Raw genomic sequence first — 14189 nt, forward strand, 5'->3', positions numbered from 1 at the left:
GTCGTGAAATAAGGGACTGAGCGCCGCGGGTGCTCAGTCCCTTTTTTCTAGGTAGGCCTGCCATGACCATCAACGAACAGCTCAGCGCGTTGAGCACCATCCTGGCTCAAAGCGGCTTGCACAGCCTGTTCCAACCCATTGTCTGCCTTTCCGAACGGCGCATCCTCGGCTACGAAGCGCTGAGCCGCGGCCCGTCCAACAGCCCGCTGCATTCGCCGATCAACCTGTTTGCCGTGGCCCGCCAGGCCGGGCGCCTGACCGAGCTGGAAGTGGCCTGCCGCGAGAGCGCCTGCCGGCGCTTCAGCCAGCAGAACCTTGAAGGCAAGCTGTTCCTCAACGTCTCGCCCGAGTCCCTGCTCGAACCGCAGTACCAGTCCGGGCGCACCCTGAAGATGCTCCACGAGCTGGGCGTGCCGCCCAGCCGGGTAGTGATCGAACTCACCGAACAGACCCCCACCGACGACTTCCAGCTGCTGTTCAACGCCCTGCACCACTACCGCGACATGGGCTTTTCCATCGCCCTGGATGATCTGGGGGCCGGTTATTCGAGCCTGCGCCTGTGGTCGGAGCTGCGCCCGGACTACGTCAAGATCGACCGCCACTTCATCGACGGCATTCACCTGGATGCGGTCAAGCGCGAGTTCGTCGGCTCGATCCTGCAGATCGCCCGGGCCTCGCGGGCCCAGGTGATTGCCGAAGGCATCGAGCTGGCCGAAGAGCTCAAGGTGCTCACCGAGATGGGCGTCGACCTGGTCCAGGGCTACCTGCTGGGCCGCCCGCAGGAACAGGCAGCGCGCGATGTGCAAAGCATGCTCGGGCAGCCGGTACAGGCGCTGCAGAGCCTCAATGAAGACAGCGGCAACCTCGCCGCGCTACTGATCGAACAACCGGCGGTGAACCGCGAGGCGCCCACCCCGCAGGTGCTGGAACTGTTTCGCAGCCAGGCCAACCTCAATTCCCTGGCGGTGCTCGACGCGCATGGGCAGCCGTGCGGCATCGTTCATCGCCATTCGCTCTCCGACGCGCTGCTCAAGCCGTTTGCCACCGACCTGTTTGCGCGCAAGCCGATCAGCCGCTTGATGAGCGATGACTTTCTCGCCGTGGATCTGGGCCAATCGCTGCAACAGGTCAGCCGCCTGCTCACCAGCCGCGCCCGCCAGCGCATCGAGGAAGATTTCATCATCACCCACAACGGCCGCTACCTGGGCCTGGGGCGGGTGATCGATGTGCTCAAGCTGATCACCGAGCAGAAGATCCAACAGGCCCGCTATGCCAACCCGCTGACCCTGCTGCCGGGCAACGTACCGATCCAGCAGTGCCTGACCCGCCTGCTGCAACAGCAACGCGCAGCGGCGATCTGCTACGTCGATATCGACAGCTTCAAGCCGTTCAACGATATCTACGGGTATGCCCGTGGCGATGAGGTATTGCTGTGCCTGGCCCAGTGCCTGGGCGAACGGGTCGACCCCAGCCGCGATTTCGTCGGCCATATCGGCGGCGACGATTTTATGCTGGTGCTCGGCTCAGATGATTGGCAACAACGCTTGCAGTTGTTGCTGGAGGACTTTCACAAACAGTGCCGGCGCTTCTACCGGGCCGAGCACCTGCAGGCCGGGTGCTTCATCGCCACCGACCGCCAGGGCCGGCGCCAGGAATTTGCCCTGCTGTCGTTGTCGATCGGCGTGGTGCAGTTGCACCCGCAAGCCTGTGCCGGGCTCGATGCCGGGCAACTGGCGGAGTTGGCCTCACAGGCCAAGCACCAGGCCAAGGATGTGCCTGGGCACAGCCTGTACCTGATCGATACCGCCCCTGGCGCTCAGGCTTCTTCGTGTTCGGGGTAGCTGTACTCGAACACCCGCACCACTTCCGAGGCGTGCCAGGAGGCTGCGGCCATGCCATCGGACGGGCCGGAAAAGCGCCCCAGGCGCTCGACGCATTCGAAGAACCCGGTGCGCGGCAAGCGGCTGGCGCCCTGGCTGATCACCAGCGAGCTGCGCAGCGGCTGCTCGGCGCGGGCGTCGAGCGCAGCCAGGTGCTCCAGCGCCGCGGTCAGCGTTTGCATGGCCGGGCTGGGCAATTGCAGACGCTCGAGCAAGGCCCGGTAGGTCAGCAGGTGGCGCTGGCGGCGGGCGACATCCAGCTCGCCGAGCAGGCCTTCCCAGTGCTGGCGGCTGATGCGCACGCTCACGACGCCTCGCTCCAGCCAGCCACACCCAGCTCCCAGGCCAGGCTGCGGCGAATCGCGGCATCCGGCTGGCGTTCACCGCTTTCGATCAGCGCCAGGTACACCGGGCTGATACCGACGCTGCGCGCCAGTTGCTCCGGCGCCAGGCCCTTGCCCTCACGCAAACGCGCCAGCTCGCTGAAATTCGGCAAGCTGGCGCTGTCGGTGGCGCTTGAAGCTGTGTTTGCGCCGGCAAGTGGCTCGCCTTGCCCGGCAGCTTTAAGCAGTGCCTGGTACTGCTCCCAGGGAACAACCGCGTACTCGGGTTGACCGTCCCGGCTGATGACCTGAATACCCATTACAACCCCCTTGTAGGATTACGATATGTAATCGGTAGGCATAATCCTTATGCCAATTATATTACCAGCCAACAAGGGTGTGCAGGGTCGTGATGTGATCAGCTTTTTTCCTGTTCCAGGCGCAGGGCTTCGGGGGTGTCGGGCAGGCGTTCGACCACCCGCAGTTTTTCCGGTGCCTGGCGGTTGCGCCAGGCGCTGAACGCGGCCAGTTCATCAGACACCGCCTTCATCACCCAGGCCAGCACGGCGATGTCGTCAAGCATGCCGACGCCCAGCAACCAGTCGGGGATCGCATCCAGCGGGCTGACAAAATACAGCAGCCCCGCCACTACGGTGATCAGTGCCTTGGGGCTGATTGCCCGATACTCGCCGCGCCACCAGGCCAGGCACAGGGCCTGCATCAGGCGCACGTCCTCGCGCAGTTTGCCCAGCCGCGGACCTTTGCGCGCCACGGCAAAAATCAGCGCCGGCAAACGCCCGCGGCTGAGCAGGCGCTCGGCCAGGGGCAGAAATCGGGCGAAATTCCACGGTGCTTTCATACGGCCTCCAGGGCCAGTGCCAAGGAAGGTTATCCACAATAATTGTGGATAACCTTGTGAACAGAGCTCAGTTTCAGGCTCAAGGCGCCCGCCCGGCAAGGGTCCGGGTTAAATCGGGCGTTTTTTACACACCTGTTTCAATTGCGCAAACGTTTTGCCCGCTGCGCCCTGATTCATCAACAGTTGCAGTGACTAAGACCGTGCATGGCCCTATGGGTTCGGTAAAACCCAGAAACGACAACGCCCCGTCGAGACGGGGCGTTGCAGGTATCAGCTGGCCTTACTCGGCAGCTGGATCGGCAGGCTCTTCAGCCTTGGCCGGGTCCTTGATGGCGATCAGTTCCAGATCGAACACCAGCACCGAGTTGGCCGGAATGGTCGGGCTCGGGCTCTGCGCGCCGTAAGCAAGGTCGGACGGGATGTACAGCTTGTACTTCTCGCCGACGTGCATCAGTTGCAGGCCTTCGACCCAACCCGGGATCACGCCGCTGACCGGCAGGTCGATCGGGCTGCCACGCTCGACGGAGCTGTCGAAGACCTTGCCGTCGATCAGCTTGCCTTCGTAGTGGACGGTAACCACGTCAGTCGGCTTTGGCTGGGCGCCGTCGGCCTTCTTGATGACTTCGTACTGCAGGCCCGAAGCGGTGGTGACCACGCCAGCCTTCTTGCCGTTTTCTTCGAGGAATTTCTTGCCGGCGGCAGCCGACTCTTCGCTCATTTTCACCAGGCGCTCTTCAGCGCGCTTCTGCAAGGCCGAGAAGGCTTCAACCAGCTCTTCGTCCTTGATCTTCTGTTCTTTCTTGCCAACGGCGTCTTCGATACCTTGAGCGACAGCTTTCGAATCAAGGTCGTCCATGCCTTCCTGAGCCAGGCTTTTGCCCATGTTCAGGCCAATACCGTAGGAGGCTTTCTGTGCCGGAGTCTTCAGCTCGACGCTGGTCTGCGAATCGCAACCCGCCAGTACCAGGCTAACCAGGGCAACCGCAGCCGCCAACCGATGCTGTTTCATGCTATTTCCTTGTTCATGCGCCAATAGGGCAATCGAGTAAAGCCGCGAGCTTATCAGGCGGCCACGACCAATGGCTACCGGCATGAGAGCAAGAAAACCCGGATAAGTTCAGCCAGATTAAACCTTCTTCATCCTCGGCTGCAGCCAGTGGCCAGTATTGACGGGACCGGGCGGTTGGGCAAATCCGCCGATGAGGTTTTGTAGCAGTTTGTATCGATGCTCAGGGATATCCGCCGTCGCGGTACTGCGCCGCCACTTCGCGCAAAACTTCGCACAGCCACTGTGCCGGCAAGGCCAGCGGCAAGGCGGCATTGCTGCAGATGCCGACCGAGCCGCCCGGCTCGCTGACGCCCAGGTCCAGCTCGCACAATTCACCACGGCTGAGGTCGACGCGCACCGCATCGCGTGGCGCCACCCAGACCGCATCGCTGCCCTGTACATAACGACGGCTGAGGGCCGGCGACAGGGTTTCCAGGCGCTGCGCGGGTTGCTCGATGGCGCACTGCACGAACAGGCTGTCGGCGTGCTTGCGGATGGTCGTGCCGGCCAGCGGCAACACCAGCGGGTAGCGCCCGACCTGGCTGCGCTCGAGCGGCTGGCGGCCAAGCAAAGGATGGCCAGGGCGCACCACCAGCGACATCGACTCGCTGTACAGGTGCTCGAACATCAGCCCCTGGATCTGCGGGCTGTCGGTCATGCGCCCGATCACCAGGTCCAGCTCACCGACGTGCAACTGCCCCAGCAGGTGCGCGCTGGGGCCGGTGGCGACGCTGACCACCAGCGCCTCATGGCGCTGGTGCAGACGGCACAGCACTTCGGGCATCAGCAGGCTTTCGACGGTCGACAACACGCCGACCCGCACCTGCGGCGGCGCATGCTCTTCACCGCGCAAGGTGCTGACGCCTTCGCGCAGGGCCTGCACGCTGGGGCCGGCGTAGCGCATGAAACGCACACCGGCCGGGGTCAGCTCGACGCCCTGCTTGCTGCGCTCGAACAGCCGCGTTTCGAGCAGCGCTTCAAGCTCCTTGAGGGTCTTGGAGATCGCTGGCTGACTGATCGCCATGGCGTCGGCGGCCTTGGCGAAACTGCCCTGGCGGGCGATTTCGAGAAAGCACAGCAGGTGGCGGAATTTGATCCGGGTGTCGAGGTTCATCCGGGGAGTTTATCGGGGCTCGGCCCGGACTGCGACCGCTTCGCGCTCGATCGCGGGGCAAGGCTGTTCTGGTCAAGTTTTACCGGACACCGATTACGGTGATCAAGCTGCCAACTGCTCCATTGCTATTGGCGACAGGTAGTTGTTGTAGCTATGGAGCCTGATTTGGTTGTAGCGCAAGAAGAAGCTGGTCATGTCCTGTCTGGCTTCTTCGATCGTTGCATAGCCCTTGGCGGGCACCCATTCTGATTTGAGCGTGCCAAATAAGCGCTCCGTTGGTGCGTTATCCCAGCATTGGCCTCTGCGGCTCATGCTTTGGGTTATGCCATGCTCAAGCAGTTCGGATTGGAAGCGTTGGCTGGTGTATTGGCAGCCTTGATCCGAATGAAACACCAAGCCCGCATGTTTGCCTCGTACTCCCACCGCCATTCCCAAGGCCTTGCTGACCAGGTGGGCATCATTGATCAGAGAAAATGACCAGCCAATGACCCGCCGGGCGAACAGGTCAATGACCACGGCCAAGTGATACCAGCGCTTCCCAATCATCAGGCTGGTTACGTCACCGCACCACACCTGATTGATTGCTGTGGGCTGGAAGTTGCGTTCAAGGACATTCTTGGCCACAAATGCTTCTACACCTCTGGAGCGATATTGGTGGCGACGGCGCTGTCTGCTGGTCAGGTTCGCTTCTGCCATAAGTCTTCCAGCTAGATACCTTCCAACCTTTAGCTGCTGGGCCTTCAAATACTGAGAAATCATTCTCGCACCAGCACTTTCCCTGCTTTCAGCATGCAATTGCACGACCTTTACCCTGAGCGCATCACGCTCGGTATTGGGTACCGAGCGGCGATCGAGCCAGTCATAAAACGCACTGCGGGAAACGCCCAGAGCGCTGCAAAGCTGGCTGGTCGGATACGAGCCTGACTCTCTCAGCTCCTCGATCAGGAAAAACGATCGGGATCCGACATCAAGAGAGCGGTAGCTTTTTTTAGAATTTCGGCCTCGGTCTCTAAACGTTTGATCTTGGCGCGTAACTGCTGGAGCTCCCGCTGCTCATCGCTGATTGACTTGGTACCTGGCACTGGTTGCCCTTTCTGACGCTCTTTACGAACCTGGTCTACCCAGCGGCGCAGAGCTGTGGGGCCGACGTCCATTGATGCGCAGACGTCGGGAACCGAGCAGTTGTCGTCAAGGACCATGCTTGCAGCACGTTGCTTGAACTCGCGGGTATAAGTCTTTCGTTCCTGCATAGAACCTCCTGGTTGGGCGAATCATATCGCCCTTAAGAGGTGTCCGGGATCATTAGGCCAGTTCAGGCCCGCTCCTACAGGTCCGGTGCATGCAGGCCTATTGTGGGAGCAACTGTCTTAAGCAGCTTGCAAGTATTGGGGCAGCCAGGCTGTGTTTGAGCTGATCCATTTGATGATGAGGCGCTGCCGGCGCCTTCCGCCCTTACGGCGGGTCACTTTTGCTTGGCGGCAAAAGTAACCAAAAACGCCCTGTCCCTTCATCGGCCCTGCGCTGCGCTCCGGGTTCCGTCCTTCCACCCTTGCTCCCGTGGGGGCGCGCCGAAGGGCCGTCCCTGGCCCTGCGGCGCTCGCCGGCCATCCATGGCCGTCGCCCCACTACGCAAGGGTTCCACTCGGCCTTCTGCAAGGGACGATCGGTGGCGTCTGCAATTACGTACATCTAGAAGCAGAGCGCTTTTTTGCTTTCGCTTCTCGTGCATCGCCGGTCCATTCGCAGACAAGGCGAAGGTGAAGTGTGAGCAGTATCGCCAATGGATCAGCTCGCGCCTCTAAAGGCCTACGCTACCTGTGGGAGCGGCGGTGCGGCGACCCGACTTGACCCGCGATGAGGCCATCAACAGCGGCCCAATTCCACCTGCTCGCCACTGATGCGCACCGGCCACACCTGCAACGCCTGCTGCGGATCCTCCAGGCAGCGCCCATCGCGCAAACAAAAATGCTGCTTGTACAACGGCGCCGCCACCACCAGCTCGCCCTTGAGCTCGCCCACCAATCCACGACCAATCACATTGGCCCCGGACTTGGGGTCATGGTTGTCGACGGCGAACACCGGCGTGGCCTGCCCGGGCAGGTAGAACAGCGCCACCTGGCGCCCTTCGAACCACACCACCACCCCCGACTGGGCGACCAGGTCGGCACGGCTGCAAACCCTCTGCCAGGGTTGCGCTTGAACACTTACTGCTGCATTGGACGGGCTCATCAAAGCACCTCCTCGGTGGTCGGGATCAAGTGAAGTTCGCCGGCGCCGATGGGCCGGCGCTGGCCGCGTTCGCGGACAAAGTGCACACCCGGGTCGGGGCGCTGGTCGTTGACGAAGGTGCGAAAGCGCTTGAGCTTTTCAGGGTCTTTCAGGGCGTTGGCCCACTCGCATTCGTAGCGCTCGACCACCAGCTGCATTTGCGCTTCGAGCTCTGCGCCAAGGCCCAGGCTGTCGTCGAGGATCACCTGCTTGAGGTAGTCCAGCCCGCCCTCCAGGCTCTCGCGCCACACCGAGGTGCGCTGCAGTTTGTCGGCGGTGCGGATGTAGAACATCAGCACGCGGTCGATGGTGCGGATCAGGCTCGCGTCGTCCAGGTCGGTGGCGAACAGTTCGGCATGGCGCGGGCGCATGCCGCCGTTGCCGCAGACGTACAGGTTCCAGCCCTTCTCGGTGGCGATCACGCCGATGTCCTTGCTCTGCGCCTCGGCGCATTCGCGGGTGCAGCCGGACACCGCGAACTTGAGCTTGTGCGGCGAGCGCAGGCCCTTGTAGCGGTCTTCCAGGGTCAGGGCCATCTGCACGCTGTCCTGCACGCCATAACGGCACCAGGTGCTGCCGACGCAGGATTTCACCGTACGCGTCGACTTGCCGTAGGCATGGCCGGTCTCGAAGCCTGCGCCAATCAGCTCGGCCCAGATCTCGGGCAATTCGTGCAGTTGGGCGCCGAACAGGTCGATGCGCTGGCCGCCGGTGATCTTGGTGTAGAGGTCGTACTTTTTCGCCACTTCGCCGATGACGATCAGCTTCTCGGGGGTGATCTCGCCGCCGGGAATCCGCGGCACCACCGAGTAGGTGCCGTTCTTCTGCATATTGGCCATGAAGGTGTCGTTGGTGTCCTGCAGCGGCACCAGCGACGGCTCCATGATCGGCTGGTTCCAGCACGAGGCGAGGATCGAGCCGACCGTGGGTTTGCAGATATCGCAGCCGACGTGCCCGCGTCCATGCTTGGCGAGCATCTCGTCGAAACTGACAATGCCTTCGACCCGCACCAGCGCGTAGAGCTCCTGGCGGGTGTAGGTGAAGTGTTCGCACAGGCTCTTGTCGACGCTGACGCCGCGGGCGATCAATTCATGCTCGAAGACCTGCTTGAGCAGCGCCGCACAACCACCACAACCGGTGCAGGCCTTGGTCTGCTGCTTGAGCTGGCCAAGCTCGCCGCAGCCACTGTCGATGGCGGCGCAGATCGCGCCCTTGCTGACGTTATGGCAGGAGCAGATAGTCGCGCTGGCGGGCAAGGCATCGGCGCCCAGTGCCGGCGCGCCGGCCGACTGCGGCAGGATCAGCGCGGCCGGATCGGCGGGCAGGGCAATGCTGTTCTGCACGTATTGCAGCAGGGTGTCGTAATAGCTGTTGTCGCCAACCAGCACCGCGCCGATCACCCGTTTGCCACTGCCATCGACCACCAGCCGGCGGTAGGCCGACGCCGCTTCGTCGATAAAGCGATAGCTGCGCGCACCCGGGGTCACGCCGTGGGCATCACCAATGGAGCCGACATCGACGCCGAGCAGTTTGAGCTTGGTCGACATGTCGGCCCCGGTAAAAATGCCCGCGTCTTCACCGGCCAGCGTCGCCGCCACTGTACGCGCCATGCTGTAGCCCGGCGCCACCAGGCCGAACACGCTGCCGTTCCACGACGCGCATTCGCCGATGGCGAAGATCCGTGGGTCGCTGCTGCGGCAGTCGCTGTCGATCACCACACCGCCGCGTTGGGCGACTTCCAGGCCACTGCTGCGGCCCAGGGCATCCTGCGGGCGGATACCGGCGGAGAACACGACAAGGTCGGTTTCAAGGAACTCGCCGCCCTCGAAGTTCATCCGGTAGCGATAGTCTTCACCGGCAACGATGGCCTGGGTCGCCCGCGACAGGTGCACGCCAACCCCCAGGGCTTCGATCTGCGCCCGCAAGGCCGCGCCGCCCTCGCCATCCAGTTGCACCGGCATCAGGCGCGGGGCGAACTCCACCACGTGGGCTTCCAGGCCCAGCGACTTCAAGGCATTGGCCGCTTCCAGGCCGAGCAGGCCGCCACCGACCACCACCCCACGGCGAGCGCTGGCGGCCGCGGTGCGGATCGCATCGAGATCATCAAGGGTGCGATAGACCAGCCGCGCCGCCCCTTGCGAGCCTTCAATCGGCGGCACGAACGGATAGGAGCCGGTGGCCAGCACCAGTTGATCGTAAGGGTAGCGCCCGGCGCAGGTGACCACCTCGCAGCGTTCGCGGTCGATCTCCAGCACCGGCTCGCCCAGGTGCAAGTCAATGCCGTGCCGGGTGTACAAGCCTGCCTCGCCCAGGGCCAGGGTTTCGGCATCGCTGCCACTGAAGTATTCCGACAGGTGCACGCGGTCGTAGGCGCGCTGGCGCTCTTCACCGAACACCCGCACCTGGAAACGGCCCAGGGCACCGCGTTCGATCAGTTGCTCGACGCAGTGATGACCGACCATGCCGTTGCCGACGATGATCAGCTGTTGCCGCGCTTCGATGCTGGTAAACCCATTCATACCCGTTCCTCACTCAAGGCCAATCACGCTGGCTTTGCTGCTGGGGGCCAACCCCGAAAAACAAAAAAAGGCGCCTGGAGCCGAAGCTCCAGGCGCCTTTGCCTGGTCGTTTTTTGTAGTCCCGGTTGCGAATCGCCATTGACCCGCGAGGACGTTGTAAATCTGTAAAAGCAGGGAGCGTGCCAACTGCCAAAGCCTTTGAAACCGGGGCTTGCGCGCGATCCACTGGCGCCGTTATCGACCCAGGCTGGTGCAGCGCTCCCCCTTATGGGGCACTTCAGTACACGTCACGCAGGTAACGCTTGGCGCGATTCAGTTCGCCGACATAAGCCTCGGCCCGTTCCACACTCATGCCACCGTGCTGCTGCACCAGCTGCTTGAGCGCCGTATCAACATCGCGGGCCATGCGCCCGGCATCGCCACAGATATAGAAGTGCGCGCCCTCCTCCAGCCAGCGCCACAGCTCGGCACCCTGTTCGAGCATGCGCTGCTGCACGTAGATCTTCTGCGCCTGGTCGCGGGAGAAGGCGGTGTCCAGGCGGGTCAGGTGACCGTCGCGCTGCCAGGCCAGCAACTCGTCGCGGTAGTAGAAATCGGTGGCCGCCTGCTGCTCGCCGAACAGCAGCCAGTTGCGACCGCGGGCCCCTTCGGCCTGACGTTCCTGCAGGAACGCGCGAAACGGCGCCACACCGGTGCCGGGGCCGACCATGATCACCGGCGCCGTGCTGTCGCCGGGCAGGCGAAAGTGTGTGGTCGGCTGCGCGAATATCTCGACCCGGCCAGGCTCGCTGCGGTCGGCCAGGTAGGTCGAGCACACGCCCTTGCGCTGGCCGTAACGGACAGTGGAAACCGTCAGGTGCACTTGATCCGGATGCAGCTTCTGGCTTGAGCTGATCGAGTACAGCCGCGGCTGCATGGGTTTGAGCAGGTCGAGCCAAGCCTGCAGGCTCAGTTGGGGCTTGCACGCATGCACCAGGTCGATCAGTTGCTTGCCCCACAGCCAGTCCTTGAGCGCAGCCTTGTTGTGCGGCTCAAGCAATGCGCGCAGTTGCGCATCACCCGGGGCGAACGCCTCAAGCAACTGCGGGGTAATGCGGGCGATCTCCAGGTGCTCAAGCAATGCCTCGGCCAAGGGCATGTCGGCCTGGCCCTTGAGGCTGACGCAGTGCCCGCCATCGAAGCGGGTGGCGGTCAGCAGCTCGTCGACCAATGCCGGACAGTTGCGCGGCCATACACCCAAGGCGTCGCCGGCTTGATAGGTGAACCCGCTGTCGCCCAGATCGAACACCAGTTGCCGGGTTTCCTTGACCGCGCCAGGGCCGTTAAGCAGGCGGTTGCCGACCAGGGTGGCTGGCAACGGCCGGGTCTTGCTGAAACCGCTGGCCGTTGGCGATGGCGCTTCGAGCAGCAGTTCGCCGTGGCCCAGTTTGCCCAGCAGTGCCTGCAGCCATTGCCCCGTCGATTCATGCAAATCGCCCTCGCAATCGACCCGTTCCAGCAAGCGCTTGGCGCCCAGTTCGGCCAGGCGCTGATCGAGCTTGCGACCAAAGCCGCAGAACTGCTCGTAGCTGGAATCCCCCAGGGCCAGTACCGCATAAGGCACGCCGACGCAGCGTTGGGCATGCTCGCCATGCAGGCCGCGCCAGAACGCCGCGCCGCTGTCTGGCGCATCGCCGTCGCCGAAGGTACTGGCGATCAGCAGCAGGCTGGCGGGGCGGTCCAGTTGCTCCAGGGCCAGGTCTTGCATGCAACTCAACTGCACCGGCAAGCCGACCTGGCGCAGGCCTGCGGCGCACTGCTCGGCCAGGGCCTGACTGTTGCCGGTCTGCGAAGCCCAGAGCAGCAGGTGCTGGTCCTGCACTGCCATGGTTTGACGATCGATCTGGGTGGCGTTGATGCGCTCGCCGGCAACCCGGCTCAGGGCCACCGCGCAGTACTTGAAGGCCGGTTGCAGCGACAGCGGATCGACCGCGTCGCTGGTGACGGCATTGATCGCCAGGTTCTCGCCATAAACGTCGTTCCAGTGAAACGGCGCAAAGCAGTTGCCCGGCAGCACCCGAGCGGTAATCCGTGCCGGCAGCAGCGCCTGCCCGCGTCGGGAGCGGATCTGCACCTGATCCTTGTCAGCGATGCCCAGGCGCTCGGCATCGTCCGGGTGAATCTCTACGAACGGCCCGGGGTCGAGCTTGTTCAGCGCCGCCACCTTGCCGGTCTTGGTCAGGGTGTGCCACTGGTGCTGGACCCGACCAGTGTTGAGCACCAGCGGAAATTCGGCGTCCGGCAGCTCGGCGGCGGGCAGCCAGGGCCGGGCGAAAAAGCGTGCCTTGCCGCTGCGAGTGGGGAAGGCAATGGCCGGTACTTCGCCTTGGCCGTCGTGGTGCAGGGCCTGGCTGACGCCGTCGTTGCGATAGCGCAGCGGGCTGCGGTCATTGTTGCGCCCGGGCTCGCACGGCCACTGCCGCGGCGCCTCACGCAAACCGGCATAGCTGACGCCGCGCACATCGTAACCGGTGGCCGGGTTCCAGGCCTGGCGCAGCTCGTCGAACACCGCTTCGGCATTGGCGTAACTGAAGGCCTCGGCGTAACCCATGGCGCAAGCGATTCGGGCGATGATCTGCCAGTCGGACAGGCTCTCCCCCGGCGCCTCGACGGCCTGGTTCATCAGGGTCAGATTGCGCTCGGAATTGACCATCACCCCCTCGCCTTCGGCCCACAGCGCGGCGGGCAAGAGGATATCGGCGTAACGGTTGGTCTCGGTGTCGAGAAAGGCGTCCTGGGTGATCACCAGCTCAGCCGCCTGCAACGCCTCGATCACCTGCTGGCGATTGGCGACGCTGGCCACCGGGTTGCTGCAGATGATCCAGCAGGCCTTGACCTGCCCGGCGGCGAGGTTTTCGAACAGCGCCACCGTGCCGTCACCGGCTTCGCTGCGCAGGCTGCCAGCGGGGATCTGCCACAGTTGCTCGACAAAGGCGCGATCGCGATCGACCAATGCCGAACGCTGCCCCGGCAAGCCCGGGCCCATATAGCCCATTTCTCGCCCGCCCATGGCGTTGGGCTGGCCGGTCAGCGAGAACGGCCCGCTGCCCGGCCGACAGATAGCGCCAGTGGCCAGGTGCAGGTTGCACAGGGCGTTGCTGTGCCAGGTGCCATGGATGCTCTGGTTCAGGCCCATGGTCCAGCAACTCATCCACTCCGGGGCCTGGCCGATCCACTTGGCGGCCTGGCGGATATCGGCCTCGCTCAGCCCGGTGAGGGCGGCAACTCGCTCAGGTGTGTAGTCCTGCAAAAAGGCCGGCATGTCCTCCCAGCCTTCGGTGTAGCGCTGGATGAACTCGGCGTCGCACTGGCCGTTTTCCAGCAGCAGGTAGAGCAGGCCGTTGAGCAGCGCCAGGTCGCTGCCCGGTTTGATCTGCAGGAACAAATCGGCCTTGTCGGCGGTGGCGCTGCGCCGTGGGTCAACGACGATCAACCGGGCCCCGGCCTTGAGCCGGTCGAGCAGGCGCAAAAACAGGATCGGGTGACAATCGGCCATGTTCGCGCCGATCACCAGGAACACCTCGGCGCGGTCAAAATCCTGGTAGCTGCCCGGCGGCCCGTCGGCGCCCAGCGACAGCTTGTAGCCGCTGCTGGCGCTGGCCATGCACAGGCGCGAGTTGGACTCGATATGGCGGCTGCGGACAAAGCCCTTGGCCAGTTTGTTGATCAGGTACTGGGCCTCCAGCGACATCTGCCCGGAGACATAAAAGCCCAGGGCGTTCGGGCCATACTTATCAATGATCGCCCGCAGGCGCCGGGCCGCCTGTTCAATAGCGGTGTCGATGCCGCTCTGCACCGGGTCGCGCTGGCGCTGCTCGCGCACATAGGCATGCGTCATGCGCCCGGACGCACTCAACGGTTGATGGGCGGTGAGGCCCTTGGTGCACAGGCGGCCAAAGTTGCTGGGGTGCTGTTTGTCGCCACTGATCTTGGTCACCCGCCCGCCTTCGACGTTCATGACGATGCCACAACCGACGCCACAATACGGGCACACGCTGCGCACGCTGGTGCTGCTCATCGGCCTACCTCCTGATTGTGCAAACAAAAAGGCGCCCTGCTGCCCCGGCCTGAATGAACCAGCGGGGGCAACACGGCGCCTTTGTCGTGAACGGGGCAATCTGCGTTGATTGCCGGATGCT

At 63.6% G+C, this 14189-nt stretch carries 11 protein-coding genes; 1 reads left to right on the forward strand and 10 read right to left on the reverse strand.

The window, feature by feature from the left end; genetic code table 11:
- The first annotated feature begins 62 nt into the window (after positions 1 to 62).
- Positions 63 to 1841, forward strand: a complete 1779-nt coding sequence (locus LOY37_RS20260) for a bifunctional diguanylate cyclase/phosphodiesterase (protein ID WP_045195476.1) — start codon at positions 63 to 65, stop codon at positions 1839 to 1841.
- Here the strand turns inward: LOY37_RS20260 and LOY37_RS20265 are convergent.
- The 10 genes from LOY37_RS20265 to LOY37_RS20310 form a co-directional block, all read right to left on the reverse strand.
- The gene (locus LOY37_RS20265; RefSeq protein ID WP_010224211.1) at positions 1817 to 2188 is read right to left on the reverse strand and encodes a hypothetical protein; all 372 of its coding nucleotides are present in this window, start codon (positions 2186 to 2188) and stop codon (positions 1817 to 1819) included. The two genes, LOY37_RS20260 and LOY37_RS20265, sit on opposite strands and share 25 nt — an antisense overlap.
- On the reverse strand, positions 2185 to 2523 hold the full coding sequence (locus LOY37_RS20270) for a helix-turn-helix transcriptional regulator (RefSeq protein WP_258715600.1): 339 nt from the start codon (positions 2521 to 2523) through the stop codon (positions 2185 to 2187). Before LOY37_RS20270 ends, LOY37_RS20265 begins: the two co-directional genes overlap by 4 nt.
- Positions 2524 to 2621: 98 nt before the next feature.
- The gene (locus tag LOY37_RS20275; protein ID WP_045195481.1) at positions 2622 to 3062 is read right to left on the reverse strand and encodes a YkvA family protein; all 441 of its coding nucleotides are present in this window, start codon (positions 3060 to 3062) and stop codon (positions 2622 to 2624) included.
- Between the two features lie 280 nt (positions 3063 to 3342).
- Entirely contained in the window at positions 3343 to 4071 is a 729-nt protein-coding gene (locus LOY37_RS20280; protein WP_045195483.1) for an FKBP-type peptidyl-prolyl cis-trans isomerase, read from the reverse strand.
- Between the two features lie 220 nt (positions 4072 to 4291).
- The gene (gene pcaQ, locus LOY37_RS20285) at positions 4292 to 5224 is read right to left on the reverse strand and encodes a pca operon transcription factor PcaQ (RefSeq protein WP_123567148.1); all 933 of its coding nucleotides are present in this window, start codon (positions 5222 to 5224) and stop codon (positions 4292 to 4294) included.
- A gap of 102 nt (positions 5225 to 5326) precedes the next feature.
- Positions 5327 to 6169, reverse strand: coding sequence for an IS3 family transposase (locus LOY37_RS20290; RefSeq protein ID WP_309475554.1), 843 nt, complete (start codon positions 6167 to 6169; stop codon positions 5327 to 5329).
- Positions 6166 to 6474, reverse strand: a complete 309-nt coding sequence (locus LOY37_RS20295) for a transposase (RefSeq protein ID WP_258715601.1) — start codon at positions 6472 to 6474, stop codon at positions 6166 to 6168. The genes LOY37_RS20290 and LOY37_RS20295 overlap by 4 nt, the downstream gene beginning before the upstream one ends.
- Before the next feature lie 613 nt (positions 6475 to 7087).
- Positions 7088 to 7453, reverse strand: a complete 366-nt coding sequence (nirD, locus tag LOY37_RS20300; RefSeq protein ID WP_093380354.1) for a nitrite reductase small subunit NirD — start codon at positions 7451 to 7453, stop codon at positions 7088 to 7090.
- Positions 7453 to 10011: a nitrite reductase large subunit NirB gene (gene nirB, locus LOY37_RS20305; protein ID WP_258715602.1), complete on the reverse strand. Its 2559-nt coding sequence runs from the start codon at positions 10009 to 10011 to the stop codon at positions 7453 to 7455. Before nirB ends, nirD begins: the two co-directional genes overlap by 1 nt.
- Before the next feature lie 277 nt (positions 10012 to 10288).
- Complete coding sequence (locus LOY37_RS20310; RefSeq protein ID WP_258715603.1) at positions 10289 to 14068, reverse strand: bifunctional nitrate reductase/sulfite reductase flavoprotein subunit alpha; 3780 nt, start codon at positions 14066 to 14068, stop codon at positions 10289 to 10291.
- Between the last annotated feature and the right edge of the window lie 121 nt (positions 14069 to 14189).

It is taken from the genome of Pseudomonas sp. B21-012 (assembly GCF_024749305.1).
Classification (GTDB): domain Bacteria; phylum Pseudomonadota; class Gammaproteobacteria; order Pseudomonadales; family Pseudomonadaceae; genus Aquipseudomonas.

Bases quoted from the DNA above. Each gene is read 5' to 3' on its own strand.
- LOY37_RS20310 (WP_258715603.1), bottom strand. From the start codon at position 14,068: ATGAGCAGCACCAGCGTGCGCAGCGTGTGCCCGTATTGTGGCGTCGGT.
- pcaQ (WP_123567148.1), bottom strand. From the start codon at position 5,224: ATGAACCTCGACACCCGGATCAAATTCCGCCACCTGCTGTGCTTTCTC.
- LOY37_RS20280 (WP_045195483.1), bottom strand. From the start codon at position 4,071: ATGAAACAGCATCGGTTGGCGGCTGCGGTTGCCCTGGTTAGCCTGGTA.
- nirB (WP_258715602.1), bottom strand. From the start codon at position 10,011: ATGAATGGGTTTACCAGCATCGAAGCGCGGCAACAGCTGATCATCGTC.
- LOY37_RS20260 (WP_045195476.1), top strand. From the start codon at position 63: ATGACCATCAACGAACAGCTCAGCGCGTTGAGCACCATCCTGGCTCAA.
- LOY37_RS20295 (WP_258715601.1), bottom strand. From the start codon at position 6,474: ATGCAGGAACGAAAGACTTATACCCGCGAGTTCAAGCAACGTGCTGCA.
- LOY37_RS20275 (WP_045195481.1), bottom strand. From the start codon at position 3,062: ATGAAAGCACCGTGGAATTTCGCCCGATTTCTGCCCCTGGCCGAGCGC.
- LOY37_RS20270 (WP_258715600.1), bottom strand. From the start codon at position 2,523: ATGGGTATTCAGGTCATCAGCCGGGACGGTCAACCCGAGTACGCGGTT.
- nirD (WP_093380354.1), bottom strand. From the start codon at position 7,453: ATGAGCCCGTCCAATGCAGCAGTAAGTGTTCAAGCGCAACCCTGGCAG.